Here is a 19,739-nt window from a genome sequence, read left to right as displayed (position 1 = left end):
GGCGTACGGGGGCCGACCGGCGGGCTCGCGCGCGGACCGGTCCGCGCCGTGGCGGACGGATTCGGCGTGGGCCGCCGCCCGCGGCACTCCCCGGGACGCGCCCGGCGCGCCACCGGCGGGCGGTGCGACGGTGGCACTGCCGGAGTACGGCGGGGCCGGCGGAGCGACGGGACGTGGGGGGACTTGTCCACCCCCGGCGTACTGCGTCACGGTCACCTCCCGACTTCTTTCAGCGGGGACACTACACGGCGGTCCCGCAGCGGGCACAGTCCGCCGCCGGGCCGCTGACGAGGGCCGGGGTACCGGATCGGGCCGGCCGGGGCCGCGCCGATCCGGTACCCCGGCCCGGGTGTCAGCGTGCGGTGAGCTGCCCGCCGAGCGCCCGCAGTGCCAGCTCGTACGAGCCCAGGCCGAATCCGGCGATGGTGCCGGAGGCGACCGCGGCGATCACCGAGGTGTGCCGGAAGGTCTCCCGGGCGTACGGGTTGGAGATGTGCACCTCGATCAGCGGCGCGGTCCGCTGGGCGGCGGCGTCGCGCATCGCGTACGAGTAGTGGGTGAAGGCCCCCGGGTTGATCACCACGGGCACCCCGCCGTCGGCCGCCTCGTGCAGCCACTCCACCATCTGCTGCTCGGAGTTGGTCTCGTGCACCTCGACCTCGAAGCCGAGCTCCTTGCCGAGCACGGTGCAGCGCTCGACCAGCCCGGCGTAGGAGGTGGCGCCGTAGACGTCCGGCTCGCGGCTGCCCAGCCGGCCGAGGTTGGGGCCGTTGAGCACCATCACCCGGGTCACGAGGAGACCTCCGCGTAGGCGGCGACCAGCAGGGACGGGTCGGGGCCCTCCAGCATGGAGGTCCGGCCGAGGCCGTCCAGGACGATGAAGCGCAGCAGGTCGCCGCGCGACTTCTTGTCGATCTTCATGGCGTCCAGCAGCTTCGGCCAGGCGTCCGCGCGGTAGCTCAGCGGCAGGCCGACCGAGGCCAGCACGGTGCGGTGCCGGTCGGCCGTCTCGTCGTCCAGCCGGCCGGCCAGGCGGCCGAGTTCGGCGGCGAAGACCATCCCGATCGAGATCGCCGCGCCGTGCCGCCACTTGTAGCGCTCGTTGCGCTCGATGGCGTGGCCGAGGGTGTGGCCGTAGTTGAGGATCTCGCGCTGGCCGGACTCCTTGAGGTCCCCGGAGACCACGTCGGCCTTGACCTGCACGGCCCGCCGGATCAGCTCGACGGTGTGCGGCCCGGCGGGGCTCCTGGCGCCCTCCGGGTCCGCCTCGATGAGGTCCAGGATGACCGGGTCGGCGATGAAACCGCACTTGATGACCTCGGCGAGACCGGAGACGTAGTCGTGCCGGGGCACCGTCTCCAAGGTGTCGAGGTCCGCCAGCACGCCCACCGGCGGGTGGAAGGCGCCGACCATGTTCTTGCCCTCGGCGATGTTGATGCCGGTCTTGCCGCCCACCGCCGCGTCCACCATGCCGAGCAGCGTGGTGGGCATGGACACCCAGCGCACCCCGCGCAGCCAGGTGGCCGCCACGAAGCCGGCCAGGTCGGTGGTGGTGCCGCCGCCGAGGCCGACGATCACGTCGCTGCGGGTGAAGCCGGTCTGGCCGAGCACCGACCAGCAGTACGCGGCGACCTCGGCGCTCTTGGCGTCCTCGGCGTTGGGCACCTGGAGGACGATCGCCTCGTAGCCCTCGCCCAGCAGGTCCTCGCGGATGGCGTCGGCCGTGGCGGCCAGTCCTTCGGGGTGGATCAGCGCGACCCGCTTGGCGCGGGTCCCGATCAGCTGCCCCAACTCGCCGAGCAGCTGGTGTCCGATCAGCACGTCGTACGGGTCGTGGCCCGCGCTGCCGCCGACGTGAATCCTGACGATGTCACTCATGGGGGGTCTTCAGCTCCAGTGCTTCCATTACGGCGTCCGCGACCTGCCCGGGGGTGCGGCCCGCGGTGTCGACGACGGCGGTGGCCACCTCCAGGTACAGGGGCCGACGCGCCTCCATCAACTCACGCCAACGCGCCCGCGGGTTGACCGCGAGCAGCGGCCGCGGCGCGTCCAGCCCCACCCTCCGGACGGCGTCCGCCGGCGGGACCTCCAGGAACACCACCGGCAGCTCGCGCAGCAGCGCCCTGGTGGCCTCGGCCATCACCGCACCGCCCCCCAGCGCCAGCACGCCGTCGTGGTCCCGGGCGGCGCTGCGCACCGCGGCCGCCTCCAGCTCGCGGAAGTGCGGCTCGCCCTCGTCGATGAAGATCTCCGGGATCGGCTTGCCGGCCGACCGTTCGACATCGGCGTCGGTGTCCCGGAATGCGACGCCCAGGCGCTCGGCGAGGTCCCGTCCGACGGTGGACTTGCCACTGCCGGGCGGGCCGACCAGCACCACCAGGGGCGCGCTCATCGGACGATCAGGTTGTCCAGGTACCCCTGGACGTTGCGGCGGGTCTCGCTGACGTGGTCGCCACCGAACTTCTCGTTCACCGCGTCCGCCAGCACCAGCGCGACCATCGCCTCGGCGACGATCCCCGCCGCGGGCACCGCGCACACGTCGGAGCGCTGGTGGTGGGCCTTGGCCGGCTCGCCCGTCCGCACGTCCAGCGTCTGCAGCGCGCGCGGCACGGTCGCGATCGGCTTCATCGCCGCCCGCACCCGGAGCAGCTCGCCCGTCGACAGGCCGCCCTCGGTACCGCCCGACCGGCCCGACGTCCGCTTGACGCCCTCCGGGGTCGGCACGATCTCGTCGTGCGCCTGCGAACCCGGCACCCGGGCCAGCTCGAACCCGTCGCCGACCTCGACGCCCTTGATCGCCTGGATCCCCATCAGCGCGGCGGCCAGCCGCGCGTCCAGCCGGCGGTCCCAGTGCACGTGCGAGCCGAGGCCGACCGGCACGCCGTAGGCCAGCACCTCGACGACCCCGCCCAGGGTGTCGCCGTCCTTGTGGGCCTGGTCGATCTCCGCGACCATCGCCTTCGACGCGTCGGCGTCCAGGCAGCGCACCGGGTCCTCGTCGAGGCGCGCCTCGTCGGAGGGCAGCGGCAGCACCCCGGCGGGGGCCTTCGCGCCCGCCAGCTCCACCACATGGCTGACGATCTCGATCCCGCAGGTCTCCTTGAGGTAGGCGCGCGCGACCGCGCCCAGCGCGACCCGGGCCGCCGTCTCCCGGGCGCTCGCGCGCTCCAGGATCGGCCGGGCCTCCTCGATCGAGTACTTCTGCATGCCCGCCAGGTCCGCGTGGCCCGGCCGGGGGCGGGTCAGCGCCTCGTTGCGGGCCAGCCCCGCCAGCACCTCCGGGTCGACCGGATCGGCCGACATGACCTGCTCCCACTTCGGCCACTCGGTGTTGCCGACCATCACGGCCACCGGGCTGCCCATGGTCTCGCCGTGCCGCACGCCGCCGAGGAAGGTCACCTCGTCCTGCTCGAACTTCATCCGGGCGCCACGGCCGTAGCCCAGCCGTCGGCGCGCCAGCGCCTCGGCCACCACCGCGGTGGTCACCGGAACACCGGCGGGCAGGCCCTCCAGCGTCGCGACCAGTGCCGGACCGTGCGACTCCCCCGCCGTCAGCCAGCGCAACGTACCCAACGGAGCTCCTTCATCAGCGGACCGGTCACGGCACTTGCCATGACCCGCCCGGGCGTGCTTCCTCTGTCCCTGGATCCTTTCATGCCGTCGGCATGCCCGGGAGCAGAGTCCGGGTGACGGACAGCAACCGGTCGACCCTCGGACGCGGTGGCCGGCGGAGCACCCGGGCCCCGCCGGGAGCACGGCTGGACCCCTCGCCGCGGCACGGCACGCCGGGGTGGCACGACACGCTGGACGGGCATGTCAGGTCGAGCCGGCACGACGCGCCAGGGTGGCACAGCACGCCCTTCCGGCACGACACGCCGATGTGACACAGCGCGCCGATCCGGCACGACACGCCACCCCGGCACGACATGCCCGGGCGGCACGGCCCGCCGCCCCGCGCGCACCGCGTCAGCGGCCGGCGAGCGCCGCCTCACCCGCGGCCCGGATGGCCGCCAGCGGCCCGGGCGCGCGGCCGGTGAACCGCTCGTTCTGCAGGACCGCCTGGTGGACGAGCAGGTCCAGGCCGCCCAGCACGGCGGCGCCGCGCTCGGCGCAGGCGGCGGCCAGCGCCGTCGGCCACGGGTGGTAGAGCACGTCGAACAGCGCGCCGGGCGCGGCGGGCAGCCCGGCGGCGAACGCGTCCGTCGCCCCCGCGGGCGTGGTCGATACCGTGAGCGGCTGCGCGAGCGCCTCCGCGCCCCGCTCCCAGTCGGCGGTGCGCACGGTCACCCTCAGGCGCTCACCCAGCTCGGCCATCTCCCGGGCCCGCTCGGCGCTGCGGACGTAGACCGTCACCTCGCCGGTGCAGATCTGGGCCAGCGCCGCCAGCGCCGACGAGGCGGTGGCCCCGGCACCCAGCACGGCCGCCCCCGCCACTTCGGTGATGCCGCGCTCGCGCAGGGCGTTGACGAGGCCCGGGATGTCGGTGTTGTCCCCGGTGCGCCGCCCGTCGGCGGTGAAGACCACCGTGTTCACCGCGTCGACCGAGCGGGCGGTCGCGCTCACCTCGTCGAGCAGCGGGATGACCGCCCGCTTCAGCGGCATGGTGAGCGACAGGCCCGCCCACCGCTCCGCGTCCAGTCCGGCGAGGAAGCCGGGCAGCCCGGCCTCGTCCACCTCGAAGGCGTCGTAGCGCCAGCCGTCCAGCCCGAGCGCCGCGAAGGCGGCGCGGTGCAGGTGCGGCGAGAGCGAGTGGGCGATCGGCGAGCCGAGGACGGCGGCCCGGTGCTTGCTGGTCAACGCTGCTACTCCGTGAACTACTGGCCCGTCAGGGCTACTTGGTGGTGCAGTGGACGGCCACCTTGTCGAAGCCCTGGCCGGCCGCCTTGCAGTACTCCTCGACATCGGCCGCGAACTGCTTGTCCGTCTCCGAGAAGCGGGTGTTCTTCGGGTCCATCGCGATGAAGTACAGCCACTTGCCGTCCGCCGGGTTCAGCACCGCCTTGAGCGCCGCGTCACCAGGGTTGGAGATCGGCCCGGGCGGCAGGCCCGCGTTGATGTAGGTGTTGTACTTGTTGGAGGCGTCGTTGATGTCCTTCTTGTCCAGCACCTTGCGGCCCAGCGAGTACTGCAGCGTGGTGTCCATGCCGAGCTTGCCGTCGATCTTGCCCGTGTCGGCCAGCCGGTTCTGGATCGTCCGGGCCATCTTGGCGAAGTCGTCGGGGTTGTTGCCCTCGGCCTGGAGGATGCTCGCCTCGATGACCACCTCGTAGCCGGTCTTGAGGCCGATCTTGGCGGCCTCCGCGTCCAGCCCCGCGTAGCGGTCGACGGCGTTCTTCACCATCTGCTTGAGCAGGTCCTCGGGCTTCATGCCCGAGGCGATCGAGTAGCGGGCCGGCCAGAGGAAGCCCTCGATGTTGCCGTTGGCGTACGCGGGCAGACCGAGGCTGCCCAGCTGCGCCTTGGCCACCTCGGCCGTGGTGCCCTTGGCCAGCTGCAGCTTGTCGTCGATCTTGGCGTAGGTGGCGGCGGCCGTCAGCCCCTCCTGGACGATCAGCTTCTCACCGCCGTTCGCCTCCACCAGGTTGGTGACGGCGGCCTCGGCCGACATCTCCTTGGGCATGGTGTAGGTGCCGTACTGGATGGTGGTGCACTTCGGGTTCTTCCCGCACGCCTGGGTGAAGGCCTCGATGCTCTTGACCACACCGGCCTCCTTGAGCGTCTTGCCCATCTCGGCCCCGACGGCACCCTTCTTGATCTCCACCATGACCGAGCCGCTGCCCTGGCCGGTGAAGTCCGGGGGCGGCCCGAAGTGGTCCTGGTAGAAGCCGTACCCCCACCAGCCCGCGCCGGCCACGCCGCCGACCATCACCAGCGCGACCAGCAGGCAGGCGCCACCGTTGCGGCGGCCGGACTTCTTGCCCTTCTCCTTGCGCTTCTTCTTGCCCTCGCGGGAGTTGTCCTCCTCGCCGAGGAAACCGTTCTGGTCGTCCCCGCCGTCCTCGGCGTAGTCGTCCTGGTGCTCGTCCCACTCGACCTCGGCCTGCTCGGGCTCGGCCTCCGCCGGCCGGCCGCCGGCCTCCAGCGCGGCGGCCTCCGCCTCCCAGTCGATGCCGTCCGGGCCGGGACCGGCGGGCCGCTCGGGCTCGGGCTGCCGGCGTCGCGAGGCCCGCCCGCCAGGCACCTGCCCGCCCGGAGCCTGCTCGCCCGGCACCCGCTGCTGACCGGGCTGCTGCGGCATCCCGGGCTGGGAAGCGCCCTGCTGCGGCATCCCGGACTGGGGCGCGCCCTGCTGGTTCATACCCGACTGCGGCATACCCGCCTGCGGCATGCCCTGCTGCGGCATGCCCTGCTGCGAGTACCCCTGCTGCTGCCCCTGGTACCCGGGGGCGCTCTGCTGCTGCCCGGGGAACCCCTGCTGCGGGTAGCCCTGCTGCTGGTCCTGGTACCCCTGCCCACCCGGGAAGCCCTGGCCCCCGCCGTGCCCCTGCTGCGGGTACCCCTGCTGGTCGCCGAAGGCCTGACCGCCGTACTGCTGGGCCTGCTGGGCCTGCTGCTGTCCCTGCGCGAACTGCTGTCCCCCGTACTGCTGGGGCTGCTGGGGCTGGCCGCCCGGGTACGCCTGCTGCGGGTAGCCCTGCTGGGGGTAACCCTGCTGCTGCGCGGCCTGCTGCATCTGCTGCGGGTAGCCCTGCTGGTCGACGAAAGCCTGACCGCCGTACTGCTGGGGCTGCTGCCACTGGTCGTCCGTCGGCCCGGGGACCGGCTGCTGGCCGCCGTACCCGGGGTCACCGGGGTGCCACGGCTCGGAGCCCTGGGGGCCGTAGCCCCGACCCAGATCGGTCATTGATCCCCTTACACCGACGGAGACGGCCGGAGGATCGGACCGGCCGTCCGGGACGGCGTCCCGGCTGATTCTCGAACCGGCGTGCTACTGCAGCGCCTGGAGGGAGACGTTACCGTACCGCAGCCTGGCCTCCGGCAGGGGCGATGTGCCCTCACTGCCCGCCCGGAGCGGTCGGCGCACCCGTCGGCTGACTGCCGCTCGCCCCCGCGGAGGCACCGCCCGAACCGCTCGCCGACGGGCTCGGCTGCGCGGCCCGGGCGGCGTTGAACTCGGCCACGTTGCGCTGCTGCACGTCGAAACTGTCGGTGAACCGGGTGTCCCCCGGCTTCACGGTGACGAAGTAGAGCCAGTCCCCCTGCGCCGGGTCCACCGCCGCCATGATCGCCTGCCGCCCGGGGTTGCCGATCGGCGTCGGCGGCAGTCCGGTGTGCAGATACGTGTTGTACGGGGAGTCCAGCTTGGTCTCCGTGACGGTGGTGTTCAGCGTCGAGCGGCCGAGCGCGTAGTTGATCGTGGAGTCCAGTTGCAGCGGCATGTTCTTGGCCAGCCGGTTGTAGATCACCCGGGCCACCTTGGCCATGTCCTCGGTGTTGTCCGCCTCGCCCTGCACCATGCTGGCGATGGTCACCAGCCCGTACAGGCTCTGCCCGAGGTTCTGCGCGACGACCTCCGCGCCGTCCCGGGCGAACTCCTTGCCGGCCCGCTCCACCATCTGCTTCAGCAGGTCCACCGCGGTGGTCCCGTCGGTCACGCTGTACGTCGCGGGGAAGAGGTACCCCTCCGGGCTGCCCTTGGCGAACTCCGGCAGCCCCAGCTCGGCGCCCTGCTCCTGGGCGGCCCGCTGCGTGGTGCCCTCGGGCAGGTCCAGCTTCTTGTCGATCGCCGTGTAGATCTGGTTGCCGCGCCAGCCCTCGGGGATGGTCAGGCCGTTGGCGTTGGCGGGGTCGACCAGGATCGCCAGCGCGGCGGCCGCCGACATCTTCTGCTTCAGCGTGTAGGTGCCGGGCTGGATCCGCCCGGCGGCGGCCGCGCTGCCCTTGGCCGCCCGGGTGAAGGCCAGCGAGCTGGCCACCACGCCGTTGCGCACCAGCGCGGAGGCGATCTGGGTGAGCCCGGCGCCCTCGGGCACCGAGACCTGGACGTCGCCGGTGCCCGCCCCGTGGTAGTCGGCGGCGGCCGGCGGCTTCTGCTGTCCCTGCAGCCAGGTGTACCCGGTCAGACCGGCCCCGCCGAAGACGACCACCAGGGCGAGCGCGGTCAGCCCGCAGGCGAGCCCGTTGCGCCGGCGGTGCGGATCCGGCGCATCGTGGCGAGGACGGGGCGCACCCGGCGGACGGCCCTCGGGTTCGAGCACCGGCGCACCGAGGTGGCCGGGTGTGAGCCCGGGCGTGAAGTCCTGGTCGGTCATTGCGCCCCCTCGGCGGTCCCGGAACGAGCAGAAGGGGCCCGTGCGGACGCGTCCGCACGGGCCCCTTCACCGGGACGTTAGATCAGGCCGGTCAGCCGGCCGCCTCGACGCTCTCACCGGGCGGGCGTCCGCTCACCCGTTCGGACTCAAGGGCGGTCTGCAGGATCACCACCGCGGCGGCCTGGTCGACCACCGAGCGGCCCTTCTTGGCCTTGACCCCGGAGGCGCGCAGCCCGTGGGTGGCCGTGACGGTGGACATCCGCTCGTCGACCAGCCGGACCGGCACCGGGTAGAGCCGGTTGGCCAGCCGGGTGGCGTACCCGCGGACCTTCTCCGCCGCCGGGCCCTCCTTGCCGCTGAGCGAGCGCGGCAGGCCGACGATCACCTCGATCGCCTGGTACTCGTCGGCGATGGCGGCGATCCTGGCCTGCGACTTCACCCCGGCGGGGACGGTCTCCACCGGCGTGGCGAGCACCCCGTCGGGGTCGCAGGACGCGACCCCGATCCGGGCGTCACCGACGTCGACGGCGATCCGCCGCCCGCGGCGGAAGGGCGGCCTCTCCTCCTGGTCCATCAGCTGGCGCGCTCCGCGACCAGACCGCGCACCGCGGCGATGGCCTCGCCGACCGCGCCCGCGTCGGAGCCGCCGCCCTGGGCGACGTCGTCCTTGCCGCCACCGCCGCCGCCGAGGGTCTTGGCGGCGACCCGGACCAGCTCGCCGGCCTTGATGCCGCGCCCGCGCGCGTCCTCGTTGGTGGCGATCACGGTCAGCGGGCGGTCGTTGGCCACCGTGAAGGCGGCGACCACGGCCGGCCGCGAGCCGAGCCGGCCGCGCACGTCCAGGACGAGCTTGCGCAGCTCGTCGGCGCCGGTGCCGTCGGCGACCCGGGCGGCCACCACGGCGATGCCCTGGACGTCCTCGGCGGAGTCGGCCAGACCCGCGGCGGCGGCCAGCACCTTCTCGGCGCGGAAGCGCTCGATCTCCTTCTCGGCGTCCTTGAGCTTGGCGAGCATCCCCGAGATCTTCTCCGGCAGCTCCTCCGGGCGGCCCTTGACCAGCTCGGTCAGCTGGGCGACCACGGTGTGCTCACGGGCGAGGAACTTGTAGGCGTCCACGCCGACCAGCGCCTCGACCCGGCGCACGCCGGAGCCGATCGAGGACTCGCCGAGCAGCTTCACCAGGCCCAGCTGGGCGGTGTTGCCGACGTGCGTGCCGCCGCAGAGCTCCTTGGAGAAGTCCCCGATGGTGACGACGCGGACCGAGTCGCCGTACTTCTCCCCGAACATCGCGATGGCGCCGGCCTTGCGGGCCTGGTCCATCGTCATGACCTCGGCGGTGACGTCCAGCTCGCGGGTCAGCACGTCGTTGATCTTCTGCTCGACGTCGACCAGCACGCTGCCGGGCACGGCGGCGGGCGAACCGAAGTCGAAGCGGAAGCGGCCGGGGGCGTTCTCGGAGCCGGCCTGGGCGGCCGTCGGGCCGAGCGCGTCGCGCAGCGCCTGGTGGGTCAGGTGGGTGGCCGAGTGGGCGCGGGCGATGGCCCGGCGGCGCTCGATGTCGATGGTGGCGTACGCCGAGGCGCCGAGCACGACCTCGCCGAACAGCACGCCGCCGGAGTGCACCGTCACGCCCGGGACGGGCTGCTGCACGTCGCGGATCTCCACCACGGCGCCGGAGTCCAGCCGGATCCGGCCGTGGTCGGCGAGCTGGCCGCCGCCCTCGGCGTAGAACGGGGTGCGGTCGAGGATGATCTCGACCTCGTCGCCCTCGCTCGCGGCCGGCGCCGGGACGCCGTCCACCAGCAGGCCGACCACGGTGGCCTCGCCCTCGGTGAGGTTGTAGCCGGTGAAGACGCTGGCGCCGGACTTGTCGGCGACCTCGCGGTACGCGGCGACGTCGGCGTGGCCCATCTTCTTGGCCTTGGCGTCGGCCTTGGCACGGTCCCGCTGCTCCTGCATGAGGCGGCGGAAGCCGGCCTCGTCGACCTGGAGGCCCTGCTCCTCGGCCATCTCCAGGGTCAGGTCGATCGGGAACCCGTAGGTGTCGTGCAGCTTGAACGCCTGCTCGCCGGAGAGCACCGCGCCGCCGGACTGCTTGGTCTCGGTGACCGCGGTGTCCAGGAGGGTGGTGCCGGCCTTCAGGGTCTGCAGGAAGGCCGTCTCCTCGCCGGTGACGACCGTCTCGATGCGCTTGCGGTCGGCCTCCAGCTCCGGGTACTGCGGGGCCATCGCCTTGATCGCGACCTCGGTCAGGTCCTTGGCGACCTGGCCGGTGGCGCCCAGCAGGCGCATGTTGCGGATGGCGCGGCGCAGGATGCGGCGCAGCACGTAGCCGCGGCCCTCGTTGCCGGGGGTGACACCGTCGCCGATCAGCATCAGCGCGGTGCGGATGTGGTCGGTGACCACGCGCAGCGAGACGTCCGACTTGTGGTCGGCGCCGTAGGTGTGACCGGTCAGCTCGGCGGCGCGGTCGAGGATCATCCGGCTGGTGTCGATCTCGAAGAGGTTGTCGACGCCCTGCAGGATGGCGGCGAGGCGCTCCAGGCCGAGGCCGGTGTCGATGTTCTTGCTCGGCAGGTCACCGAGGATCTCGAAACCGTCCTTGCCGTCACCGTGGCCGCGCTCGTACTGCATGAAGACCAGGTTCCAGATCTCCAGGTAGCGCTCGCCGTTGACGGCCGGGCCGCCCTCCTCGCCGTACGCGGGGCCGCGGTCGTAGTTGATCTCCGAGCACGGGCCGCACGGGCCGGGGACGCCCATCGACCAGAAGTTGTCCTTCATGCCGAGGCGCTGGATGCGCTCGGAGGGCACGCCGATGACGTCGCGCCAGATCTGCTCGGCCTCGTCGTCGTCCTTGTAGACGGTGATCCAGAGCTTCTCCTTCTCCAGGCCGTAGCCGCCGTCCGCGACGGGAGTGGTGAGCAGCTCCCACGCGAACTTGATGGCCCCTTCCTTGAAGTAGTCGCCGAAGGAGAAGTTGCCGCACATCTGGAAGAAGGAGCCGTGCCGGGTGGTCTTCCCGACCTCCTCGATGTCCAGGGTGCGCACGCACTTCTGGACGCTGGTGGCCCGGGAGAACTGCGGCTTGACCTCGCCGAGGAAGTACGGCTTGAAGGGCACCATGCCGGCGTTGACCAGCAGCAGGGTGGGGTCGTCGGCGACCAGGGACGCCGACGGAACGACGGTGTGGCCGCGCTCCTCGAAGAAGCGCAGCCAGCGGCGGCGGATCTCTGCCGACTCCATTAGTGGTCCTTCCGGTTCGGGGTACCGCCCGGCTGCGGCAGTGCGCGGCCGGGCGTCTTTTCGATGGCTGGGGTGGTGCGCGCACCGTCGGACGATGCGCGGGCACTGCTGGACGGAGGCAGGGCGGCGGCCGGGCTGCCGGGCGCCGCCGAGATAGCTCGGTACTGCGGCTCGCCGCGCAGGACCCGGCGCCGGGGCTCGACGACGGCGGTGCCGTCCAGTCCGAGGTCCTCGCGCAGCTGCTCCTCGCGCTCGGCCATGCCCGCCTTCACGTCCTGGGCGAACCGCTTGGCCGCGTCGCCCAGGTGCAGCGCGCCGCGCGCGGCGGTGCCGGAGAGGCTGTCCGGGGTGAGCCGGTGCACGGCCTCGTTGGCCTTGTTCATGGCCCAGACGGTGGCACCGGCGCCGACCGCCATCCAGAAGATGCGTCGCACCATGCCGTCAGCCCCTCACCGCGCGCCGGACCCGGGCGAGCAGGCCGCTCTTGGCCGTCGTCGCGGCGCGCACCTCGGCCCGGATCAGCCGGGCCAGCTCCTCGCGCTCGCTCGGCTGGGTGGGCAGCGTCACGGTGCCGTTCTGCTTGGCGACGGCCTTGCGGACGCCGTAGCTGAAGGCCGCGACCTTGACCAGCGGCCCGCCCAGGGTGGCCGCGACGGTGGAGGAGAGCGCCTGGGCGTTGGCGGCGGCGTCCTGGACGTTGGCGGTGATCTCGTCCACCCGCTCCAGCTGCTCGTTGGCGCTGCGCACGGCGGCTCCGGCCTCGGTCAGCAGCGGCACGGCCTGCTCGGTCACCGCGGAGACCAGGACGGCGGCCTCCTTGAGCACCCGCGAGAGGTGCACCAGCACGACGGCGAGCAGGGTGACCAGGACCGCCCAGAACACGGCGACGAGCAAGCCGGCCAGCTCTCCCACGGACACCTTGTGCGCTCCCTCGCCTTGCTGTTCTCCGAAGGAGACCCTATCGCGACCACGGCCGGTTTCCGGACCGGATATCGGCCGGGGCGTCCCCGGGCCCGCCCCCGCGGATCCGGTCCGGGGTACGAGCCGCGCGCGTAACCTACCGGCCGGTCACCTCGTTCTGCCGGACGGGCCGTCGCCGGGGCGGCCCGCGGGCACGCCCGAACCGCGACGGTCCGGGCCCGGAGACGGGAGCAGCGCTTGGCCGCGGACCCGACAGCACGGCCCGGAGCGGGGGCGGCGCGGCGGGAGCCGGCGCCCGGCCGGCTCCCGGCCGAGGTGACCAGCTTCGTCGGCCGGCAGCGGGAGCTGACCGAGCTGGCCCGGCTGCTGGCCGCCGCGCGGCTGGTCACGGTGACCGGCCCGGGCGGCGTGGGCAAGAGCCGGCTGGCCCTGCGCGCGGCGGCCCGGGCGGCCGGCGCCTTCCCGGACGGCACCTGGCTGGTCGAGGTCGCCCCTGTGCAGGACCCGCTGCTGCTCGGCCACGCCGTGCTGGAGGCGCTGCGGCTGACCGACGGCACCCCCCGGCCGCCGCTGGACGTGCTGACCGAGCAGCTCGCCGGGCGCCGGACGCTGATCGTGCTGGACGGCTGCGAGCACCTGGTGGAAGCCTGCGCGGAGCTGGTCGACGCCCTGCTGCGGGCGCTGCCCGGCCTGCGGGTGCTGGCCACCAGCCGGGCGGCGCTGCGCGCCCCGGGCGAGCACCTGCTCGTCCTGGCGCCGCTGCCGGTGGGCCCGGTCGGCCCCGGCGTACTGCCGGACGCGGTGCGGCTGTTCGCCGACCGGGCCCGGGCGGTGCTGCCCTCCTTCGAGATCACCGCGGCCTCCGCCGAGGGGATCGCCCAGCTCTGCCGCCGGCTGGACGGCATCCCGCTGGCCGTCGAGCTGGCGGCCGGCCGGCTGCGGTCGCTCTCGGTCGCGCAGATCGACGCCCGGCTGGGCGACCGGTTCCGCCTGCTCACCGGCGGCGCCCGGACGGCGCTGCCGCGCCACCAGACGCTTCGCACGACCATCGGGTGGAGTCACGAACTCTGCACGCCGCAGGAACGTTTGCTCTGGGCCCGGCTCTCGGTCTTCACGGGGAGCTTCGACCTGGAGGCCGCCGAGTACGTCTGCGCCGGCGACGGCATCGAACCGGAGGACCTGCTCGACCTGGTGTCCGAGCTGATCAACAAGTCGGTGCTGCTCCGGGTGTCGACCACCGGCCGGCCGGCCGAGGAGGGGGGCGGCGTCAGGTTCGGACTGCTGGACACCCTGCGCGAGTACGGCCTGCGGTGGCTGCGCTCGACCGGTGAGGAGCGGCGGCTGCGGCGCCGCCACCGGGACTGGTACCTGGGCGTGGCCACCTGGGGCGAGGTCGAGTGGTTCGGCCCCCGGCAGGCGGAGACCGCCGAGCGCACCGAGCTCGCCCACCCCAACCTGCGCGCGGCGCTGGAGTTCTGCCTGGCCGAACCGGGCGAGGAGCAGCTCGCCCTGCTGCTGGCGAGCACGCTCTGGTTCTACTGGGTCGGCTGCGGCCACCTCGGCGAGGGGCGGCACTGGCTGGACCGCGCGCTCGCCCTCGACCCCGAGCCGACCGAGGCCCGCGCCAAGGCGCTCTGGGTCACCGGGTACATGGCGACCCTCCAGGGCGACCTGCTCACCGCGCGCCCGGCCCTGGAGGAGTGCCGCCGCCAGGCGCTGGACACCGGCGACGCCCGGGCGCTCGCCTACGCCGTCCACCGGCAGGGCTGTGCCGCGCTGATCGGGGACGAGCCGGCCCGTGCCGCCGAGCTCTTCGAGGAGGCGCTCTGGCACTACCGGACGATCGGCGAGCTCAACAGCAACGTCCTGATGGCCATGTTCGAGCTGGGCATCGCCTACCTGTTCCAGGGCGACCAGGACAGCGGCGAGTTCTGGCTCGGCGAGGTCCGCGAGCTCTGCGAGGAGCACGGCGAGCAGTGGGCGTACGCCTACGGGCTCTACGCGCTCGGGTACTCGCACTGGCTGGACGGCGAGGTCCGGCTGGCCCGGGCGCGGGCCCGCGAGAGCGTCCGGCTCAACCACCTCTTCCACGACCTGCTGGGCATCGTGCTGGCGATCGACCTGCTGGCGCTGCTGGAGACCGAGCCCACCGGGCCCGGTCGGCCGGGCGACCTGCGCGAGGCCCGGGTGCTGCAGGGCGCCGCGCACCGGATCTGGCAGGCGGTGGGCAAGCCGTTCTTCGGCTCGCGCACCTTCAACGGCCCCCACCGGCACTGCGAGGAGCGGGCCAGGGCCGGGCTGACCGAGCAGGAGTTCACCGAGTGCTTCGACCACGGCGCCCGGCTGGACCTCGACGCCGCCGTCCACCGGGCGCTCGGCGGCGACGGCCGCGCGGGCGGTCCGGGCCGGCTGCCGGGCCCCTTCCCGGTGCCGCCGGCGCCGCACCCCTCACCGGCCAGGAATAGTTGAATCTTGTCCATTGCTACACCGGTCGGCACCTCCCGGCACCCCCGCCGGGCGGACGCCCGGAAGGAGCAATCGTGGCCACCAACACCGCCGACGAGTACCGCCTCGCGACGTACTACTTCGACTCCAAGGCGTACACCGACGCCGCCCGCATGCTGGAGGGCGTCCTCGCCGAGGAGCCGGCCAACCTGTCGGTCCGGCTGCTGCTGGCCCGCAGCTACTTCCACTCGGCCCAGCTCTCCCGCGCCGAGGCCGAGCTGCGCCGGATCCTGGACGCCCACCCCGCCGAGGACTACGCCCGGCTGATGCTGGGCCGGACCCTGGAGCGCCAGGGCCGCGCCGAGGAGGCCCGCCCGCACCTGCGGCTGGCCGCCGCGATGACCGGCGAGGACGACTGAGCACAACCCGGGAGCACCCGGGAACGGGACGAGCCCCCGCCGCCTCGAAAGGCGACGGGGGCTCGCTGGGTACGGCAGGCGTACCGCTCGCGGGTCAGCGCGAGTAGTACTCGACGACGAGCTGCTCGTCGCAGATCACCGGGACCTCCTTGCGCTGCGGCGCGCGGTCCAGGCGGAAGGCCAGGGCCTTCAGGTTGACCTCGAGGTACTTCGGGGTCTGGCCCTCGCCCGCGTAGCCACCCTCACGGGCGACCTGGAACGGGACCTTCTCCTTGCTGCGCTCGCGAACGGTCACGACGAAGCCCGGCTTCATCTGGTACGACGGCTTGTTGACCTTGCCGCCGTTGACCTCGATGTGACCGTGGACGACCATCTGACGGGCCTGGTAGATGGTGCGGGCAATGCCCGAACGCAGCACCAGGGAGTCCAGACGGGTCTCCAGCTCGGCGACGAGCGCCTCACCGGTCTTGCCCTCGGCCTTCTTCGCGCGGTCGAACGCGCGCGCCATCTGCTTCTCGCTCAGGTCGTACTGGGCGCGCAGACGCTGCTTCTCGAGCAGACGGACCTTGTAGTCCGAGTTCTGCTTGCGGCCACGGCCGTGCTGGCCGGGCGGGTACGGGCGGGCCTCGAAGTACTTGACGGACTTCGGGGTCAGCGGCACGCCGAGCGCACGCGCGATCTTGACCTTGGGACGCTTCTGGTTCGCCATGAACCAAACCTTCCTTGCTTACGAATACGGCTTCACCAGGTGTTGACGGAGGTCGCTCCTCGCGGTCCGGAGACAACCGCACCGCCCGGGGGCAGTGCGATCAGCCGCTCTCCACGACCGGGCACGGATGTGCAAGCACACGAGTGGCCCACCGAACCTGGGTTGGTGGGCTGCACGCGACACCGAAACGGTGCGCGACGCTCCTGGGGCCTCCCGGAGGAGACCACGGCCATTGCCCCGCTGGTGCGGCCGGTCGGTCAGGGTCTCCCCTGCCGCCGCGCCCGGGACACGGCACTCCGGACGAGTATACCCGCCGATCACTCGCCCTTGAGCCGGCCCCTGGTCCACTCCACGATGTCCGCGTACCGGGCCTCCCCGCCGTGCCGGGTCGGCCGGTAGTACGCCTTGCCGTGCACGGCGTCCGGCGCGTACTGCTGCGCCGCGATGCCCTCCGGCAGATCGTGCGGGTACTGGTAGCCCTGGCCGTGCCCGAGCTTGCCCGCGCCGCCGTAGTGCGCGTCCCGCAGGTGCGGCGGCACCGCGCCCGCCAGGCCCTGCCGGACGTCCGCCAGCGCCGCGTCGATCGCCAGGTAGGCGGCGTTGGACTTGGGCGCCAGCGCCAGCGCGATCGCCGCCTGGGAGAGGATGATCCGTGCCTCCGGGAAGCCGATCAGCGCCACCGCCTGGGCCGCCGCGACCGCCGTGGCCAGCGCCGTCGGGTCGGCCAGGCCGACGTCCTCGCTGGCCGAGATCATCAGCCGCCGGGCGATGAACCGCGGGTCCTCGCCCGCCTCGATCATCCGGGCCAGGTAGTGCAGGGTGGCGTCCACGTCACTGCCCCGGATCGACTTGATCAGCGCGCTGGCCACGTCGTAGTGCTGGTCGCCGTCCTTGTCGTAGCGCACCGCGGCCTGGTTCACGGCCGTCTCGGTGGTGGCCAGCGTGATGCTCGCCTCGCCCTTCTCCAGCGCCGCCCCGGCGGCCGCCTCCAGCGTGGTGAGCGCCCGCCGGGCGTCCCCGCCGGCCAGCCGGACCAGGTGGTCCTCGGCCTCCGGGGTGAGCTCCAGCGCGCCCTCCAGACCGCGCTCGTCGGCCACCGCGCGGTGCAGCAGGGCGCGGATGTCCTCGTCCGTCAGCGACTCCAGCGTGAGCAGCAGCGAGCGCGACAGCAGCGGGGAGATCACCGAGAAGTACGGGTTCTCGGTGGTGGCCGCGATCAGGGTGACCCAGCGGTTCTCCACGGCGGGCAGCAGCGAGTCCTGCTGGGCCTTGGAGAAGCGGTGGATCTCGTCCAGGAAGAGCACCGTCTCCCTGCCGTTCATGCCGACCGCCCGGCGGGCGCCGTCGATCACCGCGCGGACCTCCTTGACGCCCGCGGTGATCGCGGACAGCTCCACGAAGCGGCCCTCGACGGACTGGCTGATCACGTGCGCCAGGGTGGTCTTGCCGGTACCGGGCGGGCCCCAGAGGATCACCGAACTGGTCGCCGCCGGGCCGCGCGAGCCCGACACCAGCCGGCGCAGCGGCGAGCCCGCCTTCAGCAGCTGCCGCTGCCCGGCGACCTCGTCCAGGGTGCGCGGGCGCATCCGCACGGCCAGCGGGGCCCGGCCGGGCTCCTTGGCCTGGCGTTCCTCGGCGGCGGCGGTGAAGAGGTCCGGTTCGTCCACACCGGAAGCCTATGCGAGCCGACCGACACCCCGGCCCGGCCGCCGCGCCCCCCGACCGGGTCCGCGCCCCGGCGGCCCCGGGGAACTGTCGGGCGGCCGGGCCTACCCGATCCGCGCCGAGTGGTCCGGTACGTACTTCTGCAGGTCCCGCGGCGGCCGCTGGTAGCCGCGCGACTCCGGGCGGGCCGGCAGCTCGATCCGCCGCGGGGCCACCTCGTGGTACGGGACGGTCGAGAGCAGGTGGGCGATCATGTTGAGCCGGGCCCGCCGCTTGTCGTCGCTCTCCACCACGTTCCACGGCGAGTCCGGGATGTCGGTGTAGACGAACATCTCGTCCTTGGCCCGCGAGTAGTCCTCCCAGCGGCTGACCGACTCGACGTCCATCGGCGAGAGCTTCCACCGCCGCATCGGGTCCTCCAGCCGGTCCCGGAACCGCCGCTGCTGCTCGGTGTCGCTGACCGAGAACCAGTACTTGCGCAGCAGGATGCCCGACTCGATCAGCATCCGCTCGAACATCGGGCACTGGTGCAGGAACTGCCAGTACTGCTCGTCCGTGCAGAAGCCCATCACCCGCTCGACCCCGGCCCGGTTGTACCAGCTGCGGTCGAACAGCACGATCTCCCCCGCGGCCGGCAACTGCTCGACGTAGCGCTGGAAGTACCACTGGGTCCGCTGGCGCTCGGTGGGCGTGGGCAGCGCCGCCACCCGGGCGATGCGCGGGTTCAGGTACTCCGTCACCCGCTTGATCGCGCCGCCCTTGCCGGCCGCGTCGCGCCCCTCGAAGACGACCACCAGCCGGGCGCCCTCGGCCCGCACCCACTCCTGGAGCTTCACCAGCTCGTTCTGGAGCCTCAACAGCTCCCGCTCGTACGGCTTCTTCGCGAGCCGCTCCCGCCGGTGCTCCGGCCCGGTACCGGGATCGCGCTCGGCCTTGGCTGCCACCTGGGTGCCTCCGTTCGGCAAAGGCTGATGAGCACTCACCGTAGGCGCAACCCCGGGTTCCCGCAGGCCGGGCGCCGGCCCGGCAGCGGCGGCCCCCTGAACCGCCGCTGCCGGACTCCCCCGTGGCCGGCCCGCGAGGGCCGAGTGATCAACCCTGTCGTAGACCTGCCGGGCCGGTCCAATATCCCGTTCCATAACCTTGGGGCATGGATGTGGACACCCGACTGCTGCGGAGCTTCGCCGCGGTCTGCGAGGAGGGCCAGCTGACGGCCGCCGCGGCCCGGCTGTTCGTCTCGCAGCCGACCCTCACCAAGCAGATCCGCCAGCTGGAGGCCCTGCTCGGGGTGGAGCTGTTCGAGCGCTCGCGCCGGGGCATGGCGCCCACCCACGCCGGCCGGGCCCTGGCCGAGCGCACCGGGCCGGTGCTGGCCGGCTGGGACGACGCGGTGCGCGCCAGCCGGGCGGCGGCGGCCGAGCAGGGCTCGACGCTGCGGGTGGGCTTCGAGGGCGGCAGCATCAACCTGATGACCCGCAGCACGGTGACGGACTTCACCCGGCGGATGCCCGGCTGGCAGGTGGAGCTGCGGCAGAACAACTGGTTCGACCCGACCTCGGGGCTCGCCACCGGGGAGATCGACCTGACGCTCTGGCACGCCCCGCCGTCGCTCTCCGAGCAGTACAACGTCGCGGTGCTGGGCGAGGAGCCGCGCTGCGTGGCGCTGCCGGCCGGGCACCGGTTGGCGGGCCACCAGGTGATCCGGTTCGAGGACCTGCTGGACGAGCCCTTCGTCGCGATCCCGCTGGAGGCCGGGCACTGGCGCGACTACTGGCTGGCGGTCCCGGAACGGCGCGGGCGACCGGTGCGGATCGGCGCGGTGGCGCACAACTCCGACGAGTGGCTGGCCGCGGTGGTGTGCGGTCAGGGCGTCGGCTTCGCCCCGGAGGCGATGAGCAGGCTGGCGGCGCGGGAGGATGTCGCGTACCGGCCGGTGCGGGGGCTCAGCCCGAGCCTGGTCGGGCTCTACTGGCCGATGGGCCGCGAACTGACGCCCGCCATGGCCGCGTTCGTGCGCAGCTGCCGGGCCACGGTCGGGTTCTCGGCCGGCCCGGCGGTCCCGGGCCAGGCGGAGTGAGCCGGACG

At 73.3% G+C, this 19,739-nt stretch carries 17 protein-coding genes; 3 read left to right on the top strand and 14 right to left on the bottom strand.

The features are described from left to right. Window positions 1-352: 352 nt before the first annotated feature. The 11 genes from aroQ to ACFWA9_RS12795 all read right to left on the bottom strand — a co-directional run bounded on the left by aroQ (window position 353) and on the right by ACFWA9_RS12795 (window position 12,413). Window positions 353-781, bottom strand: a complete 429-nt coding sequence (gene aroQ / locus ACFWA9_RS12845) for a type II 3-dehydroquinate dehydratase (protein WP_329492047.1) — start codon at window positions 779-781, stop codon at window positions 353-355. A gap of 8 nt (window positions 782-789) precedes the next feature. Further along, window positions 790-1,878, bottom strand: coding sequence for a 3-dehydroquinate synthase (gene aroB, locus ACFWA9_RS12840; protein ID WP_329486792.1), 1,089 nt, complete (start codon window positions 1,876-1,878; stop codon window positions 790-792). Then, complete coding sequence (locus tag ACFWA9_RS12835) at window positions 1,871-2,392, bottom strand: shikimate kinase (protein WP_352293308.1); 522 nt, start codon at window positions 2,390-2,392, stop codon at window positions 1,871-1,873. Before ACFWA9_RS12835 ends, aroB begins: the two co-directional genes overlap by 8 nt. Next, entirely contained in the window at window positions 2,389-3,573 is a 1,185-nt protein-coding gene (aroC, locus tag ACFWA9_RS12830; protein WP_329486794.1) for a chorismate synthase, read from the bottom strand. Before aroC ends, ACFWA9_RS12835 begins: the two co-directional genes overlap by 4 nt. A gap of 393 nt (window positions 3,574-3,966) precedes the next feature. Then, window positions 3,967-4,797: a shikimate dehydrogenase gene (locus tag ACFWA9_RS12825; RefSeq protein ID WP_380386271.1), complete on the bottom strand. Its 831-nt coding sequence runs from the start codon at window positions 4,795-4,797 to the stop codon at window positions 3,967-3,969. Between the two features lie 34 nt (window positions 4,798-4,831). Continuing rightward, the gene (gene mltG / locus ACFWA9_RS12820; RefSeq protein ID WP_380386268.1) at window positions 4,832-6,844 is read right to left on the bottom strand and encodes an endolytic transglycosylase MltG; all 2,013 of its coding nucleotides are present in this window, start codon (window positions 6,842-6,844) and stop codon (window positions 4,832-4,834) included. Window positions 6,845-6,995: 151 nt separating this feature from the next. After that, window positions 6,996-8,252 (bottom strand): endolytic transglycosylase MltG, encoded by a 1,257-nt coding sequence (gene mltG / locus ACFWA9_RS12815; protein ID WP_380386265.1) that lies wholly within the window; start codon window positions 8,250-8,252, stop codon window positions 6,996-6,998. Between the two features lie 91 nt (window positions 8,253-8,343). Continuing rightward, complete coding sequence (gene ruvX, locus ACFWA9_RS12810) at window positions 8,344-8,826, bottom strand: Holliday junction resolvase RuvX (RefSeq protein ID WP_329486798.1); 483 nt, start codon at window positions 8,824-8,826, stop codon at window positions 8,344-8,346. Further along, complete coding sequence (gene alaS, locus ACFWA9_RS12805) at window positions 8,826-11,495, bottom strand: alanine--tRNA ligase (RefSeq protein ID WP_380386262.1); 2,670 nt, start codon at window positions 11,493-11,495, stop codon at window positions 8,826-8,828. The genes ruvX and alaS overlap by 1 nt, the downstream gene beginning before the upstream one ends. Then, window positions 11,495-11,932 (bottom strand): DUF6167 family protein, encoded by a 438-nt coding sequence (locus tag ACFWA9_RS12800; RefSeq protein WP_329486800.1) that lies wholly within the window; start codon window positions 11,930-11,932, stop codon window positions 11,495-11,497. Before ACFWA9_RS12800 ends, alaS begins: the two co-directional genes overlap by 1 nt. Window positions 11,933-11,936: 4 nt before the next feature. Beyond that, window positions 11,937-12,413, bottom strand: coding sequence for a DUF948 domain-containing protein (locus tag ACFWA9_RS12795; RefSeq protein ID WP_329486801.1), 477 nt, complete (start codon window positions 12,411-12,413; stop codon window positions 11,937-11,939). Between the two features lie 318 nt (window positions 12,414-12,731). Between ACFWA9_RS12795 and ACFWA9_RS12790 the strand changes: the two genes are divergently transcribed. Then, window positions 12,732-14,885, top strand: a complete 2,154-nt coding sequence (locus ACFWA9_RS12790; protein WP_380386259.1) for an ATP-binding protein — start codon at window positions 12,732-12,734, stop codon at window positions 14,883-14,885. Window positions 14,886-14,956: 71 nt separating this feature from the next. Then, complete coding sequence (locus tag ACFWA9_RS12785; protein ID WP_380386257.1) at window positions 14,957-15,280, top strand: tetratricopeptide repeat protein; 324 nt, start codon at window positions 14,957-14,959, stop codon at window positions 15,278-15,280. Window positions 15,281-15,374: 94 nt separating this feature from the next. On the opposite strand, the gene rpsD is transcribed toward ACFWA9_RS12785, so the two are convergent. The 3 genes from rpsD to ppk2 all read right to left on the bottom strand — a co-directional run bounded on the left by rpsD (window position 15,375) and on the right by ppk2 (window position 18,514). Next, the gene (rpsD, locus tag ACFWA9_RS12780; RefSeq protein WP_063346792.1) at window positions 15,375-15,989 is read right to left on the bottom strand and encodes a 30S ribosomal protein S4; all 615 of its coding nucleotides are present in this window, start codon (window positions 15,987-15,989) and stop codon (window positions 15,375-15,377) included. Window positions 15,990-16,306: 317 nt separating this feature from the next. Continuing rightward, window positions 16,307-17,656 (bottom strand): replication-associated recombination protein A, encoded by a 1,350-nt coding sequence (locus ACFWA9_RS12775; protein ID WP_329486804.1) that lies wholly within the window; start codon window positions 17,654-17,656, stop codon window positions 16,307-16,309. Window positions 17,657-17,758: 102 nt separating this feature from the next. After that, on the bottom strand, window positions 17,759-18,514 hold the full coding sequence (gene ppk2, locus ACFWA9_RS12770) for a polyphosphate kinase 2 (protein ID WP_380386276.1): 756 nt from the start codon (window positions 18,512-18,514) through the stop codon (window positions 17,759-17,761). Window positions 18,515-18,804: 290 nt separating this feature from the next. Between ppk2 and ACFWA9_RS12765 the strand changes: the two genes are divergently transcribed. Next, a complete protein-coding gene (locus ACFWA9_RS12765; RefSeq protein ID WP_380386253.1) occupies window positions 18,805-19,731 on the top strand; it encodes a LysR family transcriptional regulator in 927 nt (308 codons plus the stop codon). Window positions 19,732-19,739: the final 8 nt, after the last annotated feature.

The sequence above is a fragment of the Kitasatospora sp. NPDC059973 genome, from assembly GCF_042737525.1.
Lineage (GTDB): Bacteria > Actinomycetota > Actinomycetes > Streptomycetales > Streptomycetaceae > Kitasatospora.
The sequence above is the reverse complement of the archived record's forward strand: the minus strand, read 5'-3'. Positions and strand labels throughout refer to the sequence as shown.